The organism is Myceligenerans pegani, from assembly GCF_014892515.1.
In the GTDB taxonomy this organism is placed as follows: domain Bacteria; phylum Actinomycetota; class Actinomycetes; order Actinomycetales; family Cellulomonadaceae; genus Myceligenerans; species Myceligenerans pegani.
This window is the reverse complement of the sequence record NZ_JADBGR010000080.1, coordinates 1-4,835: the sequence shown is the minus strand read 5'-3', so window position 1 is coordinate 4,835 and position 4,835 is coordinate 1. Positions and strand designations below refer to the sequence as shown.

Sequence of the window (4,835 nt, the reverse complement as noted above, 5' to 3'; positions counted from 1 at the left end):
CAGTCGACATGCGGCGACGGCGCGTCCACGTGCAACGTGCGCGGCAGGACGCCGTGACGCATCGCCTCCAGCACCTTGATGATGCCGCCGACGCCGGACGCGGCCTGCGCGTGGCCGATGTTCGACTTCAGGGAGCCTAGCCACAACGGCTCGTCCCGCTCCTGGCCATAGGTCGCCAGGAGCGCCTGCGCCTCGATCGGATCGCCCAGCCGCGTCCCCGTACCGTGCGCTTCCACGGCGTCCACATCCGCGGCGCCCAGGCCCGCGTTCGCGAGCGCCTGGCGGATCACCCGCTCCTGCGACGGACCGTTCGGCGCCGTCAACCCGTTGGACGCACCGTCCTGATTCACCGCACTGCCCTTGACCACGCCCACGATCCGATGCCCGTTGGCGATCGCATCCGACAGGCGCTCCACCACCAGCAGCCCCACACCCTCGGACCAGCCCGTACCGTCCGCGCCCGCAGCGAACGACTTGCACCGGCCGTCCAGGGCGAGGCCCCGCTGCCGGGAGAACTCCAGGAACGCGACCGGCGTGGACATCACCGCGACCCCGCCCGCCAGCGCCAGGTCGCATTCCCCGTTGCGCAGTGCGGCCGCCGCGAGATGCAGCGCCACCAGCGACGACGAACACGCCGTGTCCACCGACACGGCCGGGCCCTCGAGCCCGAACGTGTACGACAGCCGCCCGGACGCCACGCTCCCCGCGCTGCCGTTGAAGAGGTATCCCTCGTCCTCCGGCGGCAGGTGCGGCCGGGAGCCGTAGTCGTTGTACATCACGCCGGCGAAAACCCCGGTGCGGCTGCCGCGCAGCCCGCGCGGGTCCATTCCGGCCTGCTCGAACGCCTCCCAGGCGGTCATCAGCAGGAGCCGTTGCTGCGGGTCGAGGGACAGGGCCTCGCGCGGGGAGATCCCGAAGAACTCGGCGTCGAACAGGTCGGCGTCGTGCAGGAACCCACCCTCCCGCACGTACACGGTGCCGGGGACCGACGGGTCGGGGTCGTACAGCGCGTCCAGGTCCCAGCCACGGTTCGCCGGGAACCCCGACACCGCGTCGACGCCGCCGGCCACCAGCCGCCACAGGTCCTCCGGGGACTCGACGCCACCCGGATAACGGCACGCCGTCCCCACGATCGCGATCGGCTCCTGCCGCCGGTCCTCCAGCTCCTGCAGGCGCTTGCGCGCGTCCTGGGCGTCGGCGATGGCTCGCTTCAGGTAGTCGCGCAGTTTCTGCTCGTCAGCCATGGGTCTTCGCCTTCCGCGAGTCGGTGCGATGCAAACATTCAGTCCAGTCCGTCGACGAGGGCGAAGAGGTCCTCGTCGCTGGCGGAGTCGAGATCGTGCGCCGGATCGTCGTCGCCGGCGTCCAGGAGCTCACGGAGCAACCGGGCCACCTGTTCCCGGTGCTCCTGCCCGGCCAGCGCCTCGGCCAGCAGCGGCCGGAGTCGGTCCAGCTCGGCGAGGACCGGTGCGGGGCGATCGGTCTCGAGCTGAGCGAGGACGTACGCGGCGACGGCCTCCGGGTTCGGGTGGTCGAAGACCAGCGTGGTCGGCAGTCTCAGCCCGGTCGCGCTGCCGAGGCGGTTGCGCAGCTCGACGGCGGTCAGCGAGTCGAATCCGAGATCGCGGAACGCCCGGTCCGGTCCGACTCCCTCGCCGCCCGCGTGGCCGAGAACCCCGGCCACCTGTGCGACGACCAGCTCCAGCACCGCGCGCTGCCGGTCCTCGGCGGGCAACGCGGCCAGCCGATCCGCCAGGGAGTCACCGGGCGCATCGGCGGGCCGGGCCGCCGTCCGGACCAGACCGCGCAACAGCACCGGCGCGGACCCGCCGCGGAACGCGGACGTGTCGAACCTCGTGACGGCCAGGACCGGGTGCCCCGCGTCGTGCGCCGCGTCGAACAGCGCCATCGCCTCCTCGGACTCCAGGGCGACCAGGCCGCTGCGGGCGATCCGGGTGCGGTCGACGTCGGCAAGCCGTTCCGTCATGGCACTGGACTGCGCCCACAGCCCCCAGGCGAGGGATGTCGCGGGGCGGCCGTGCGCCCGGCGATGCTGTGCCAGGGCGTCGAGAAAGGTGTTCCCGGCCGCGTAGTTGGCCTGTCCGGCGGTACCCAGCAGGCCCGCCACCGAGGAGTAGAGCACGAACGCCCGCAGATCCTGGTCGAGGGTCAGCTCGTGCAGGTTCCAGGCGGCCTCGACCTTGGGGAGGAGGACCCGGTCCAGTCGTTCCGCGTCGAGCTCGGCGAAGACACCGTCCTCGACGATCCCCGCGGTGTGTACGACGGCCCGCAACGGGTGCTCGGCGGGCACGGTGGACAGGACGTCTCGGAGAGCGTCCCGGTCCGCCAGGTCGCACGCGGCGAAGACCGCCTCGGCACCCAGGCCGGCCAGCTCGGCCGCCAGCTCCGTCGCACCCGGAGCGTCCGCGCCCCGGCGGCTGAGCAGCAGAAGCCGGCGGGCCCCGTGCTCGGTCACGAGGTGGCGTGCCAGGACCTGCCCCAGCGCGCCGGTGGCACCGCTGATGAGGACGGTCCCGTCGGACCAGAGCGGTGTGGCCGGGTCGTCGGCCGGTACGGTCCGCACGAGACGGGGCACGAGCAGTTCGCCGGCCCGCAGCGCGAACTGCGGCTCACCGGACGCCAGCAGGGAATCCAGGTCCGCGTCCGGGTCGTCCACGTCGGCGAGCACGATCCGGTCGGGGTTCTCCGTCTGGGCCGAGCGGAGCATGCCCCAGACCCCGGCGTGCGCCAGGTCGGTGACGTCCTCGTCGGGACCGGTGGCCACCGCACCGCTGGTCACCACGACGAGGCGGCTGTCCGGCGAGGGCTCGTCACGCAACCATCCCTGGACGCGCTCCATGACCTCGCGCAGGGCCGTCCGGGCCTCGGCGGGATCCCTGCGGGGCAACCGCAGGACGGTCGACACCGCCGCGGCCGCGCCCTCCGGCCGCGCGACCGCGGTCCAGCCCACGTGCGACAGGCCTTCGACGGCGGCCCGCAGGCCCGCGGTGACCAGCGGACGCAGCGTCAGGGACGCCACGTCCGCGACGGGCGCGCCGGTGTCGTCGAACAGGGCGACGGCCACCTCACGGACGTCAGGGGCATCGGCCAGAGTGGTGATCCGGACCCGGACGGCGTTCACCCCCGCACGATGCACGCGGACACCGGACCAGGAGAACGGGACCCAGTTCGGGCCGGTCTCGGTAGCAACGCCGGGCAGCAGCGCGTGCAGTGCGGCGTCCAGGAGCGCCGGGTGCAGCGCGTACGGGCCGTCCCCGGCACGCACCTCGGCGAACAACTCGTCGCCGGAGCGCCACAGCTTCTGCAGACCACGGAAGGCAGGGCCGTAGGCGTAGCCGCGTTCCGCGAGCCGGTCGTACACACCGTCCAGATCGACCGCTGTCGCGCCGGTCGGCGGCCAGACCAGGCCGGCGAAGGAGGGGGTGGCATCGGCGGGAGCGGCCAGGACGCCTCGCGCGTGGGACTCCCACGGCCGATCGGCGGTTCGGGCGAAGATCTCGATGCGGCGCCGTTCGTCGTCGCCCGTGACCACCACCTGGAGCTCGGTGGCGTCGTGCGCCGACAGGACCAGGGGCGCCGTCAGGGTGAGGTCGTCCACGTGACCGCCGCCGGTGAGTTCGGCGGCGCGGGCCGCGAGCTCCACGAACCCGGTGCCCGGGAAGAGGGTGGCGCCGCCGACGACGTGGTCGGCGGTCCACGGCAGGGCGCCGCGGGTCACGGTGCCGCTGAGCACCCGCTCGTCCCGGCCCGCCAGCCCGACGGGGGCGCCGAGCAGCGGGTGGCCGTCCGCGACGGCGTCGAGCCAGTGGCGACGTCGCTGGAAGGCGTAGGTGGGCAGGTCCAGGACCTGGGCGTCGTGCCGGGCGAACGCACCGAGCCAGTCGACGTCGACGCCGTCGGCATGGAGCGCACCGAGCGCGAGCTGGAACGTGTCGCGTTCCGCGCGGCCTGTGCGGAGTGTGGGGACGCCGTTGTCGACCAGGGCGCTCAGGACGCCGTCGGGCCCTAGTTCCAGGTAGCGCACCACACCCGCGTCCCGCAGGGTCTGTACACCGTCATGGAACCGGACCGTCGAACGGATCTGCCGCGCCCAGTAGGCGGGCGACGTCAGCTCGGTCGCGATCCGGCCGGTCACGTTGGAGACCACAGGAATGGCCGGCTCGCGGAACGTCAGACCCGAGATCGCCTCCTCGAACTCGGCCAGGACCCCGTCCATGTGCGCCGAATGGAACGCATGCGACACCGACAGACGCTTCACCCGACGACCCCGCTCACGCCACACCCACTCCACCTGCTGCGCCGCCTGGGCGTCACCAGACACGACCACCGACGACGGACCATTCACCCCCGCAACCTCCACACCCGCAACCAACGTCGGCGTCACTTCCTCCTCCGACGCCTCCACCGCCACCATCACGCCACCAGCCGGCGCCGACTGCATCAACCGACCCCGCGCCGCCACCAAGGAACACGCATCCCCAAGATCCAACACCCCCGCCACATGCGCAGCCGTCACCTCACCGATCGAATGCCCCAGCAGAAAGTCCGGACGCACCCCAAAACTCTCCACCAGCCGAAACAACGCCGTCTCCACCGCAAACAACGCCGCCTGAGCAAACACCGTCCGCTCCAACAGACCAGCCTCCGCAGACCCTTCCTCCGCGAACACCACCTCCCGCAACGGACGATCCAGCACCGCATCCAACCCCCCGCACACCGCATCGAACGCCGCAGCAAACACCGGCTCCGACCCATACAACTCACGCCCCATCCCCACCCGCTGACTCCCCTGCCCCGTCAACACAAACGCCGTC

General features: G+C 72.4%; 2 protein-coding genes. Both read right to left on the bottom strand.

The genetic code is table 11. The annotated features are described in order from the left end of the window. A partial coding sequence (locus IIE03_RS10905) for a beta-ketoacyl synthase N-terminal-like domain-containing protein (RefSeq protein ID WP_192862788.1) occupies positions 1-1,244 on the bottom strand: 1,244 nt, incomplete at its 3' end. Between the two features lie 38 nt (positions 1,245-1,282). Continuing rightward, positions 1,283-4,825 carry a type I polyketide synthase gene (locus IIE03_RS10900; protein WP_318842923.1) on the bottom strand — a complete coding sequence of 1,181 codons (3,543 nt, stop codon included), beginning with the start codon at positions 4,823-4,825 and terminating at the stop codon, positions 1,283-1,285. Positions 4,826-4,835 lie beyond the last annotated feature (10 nt).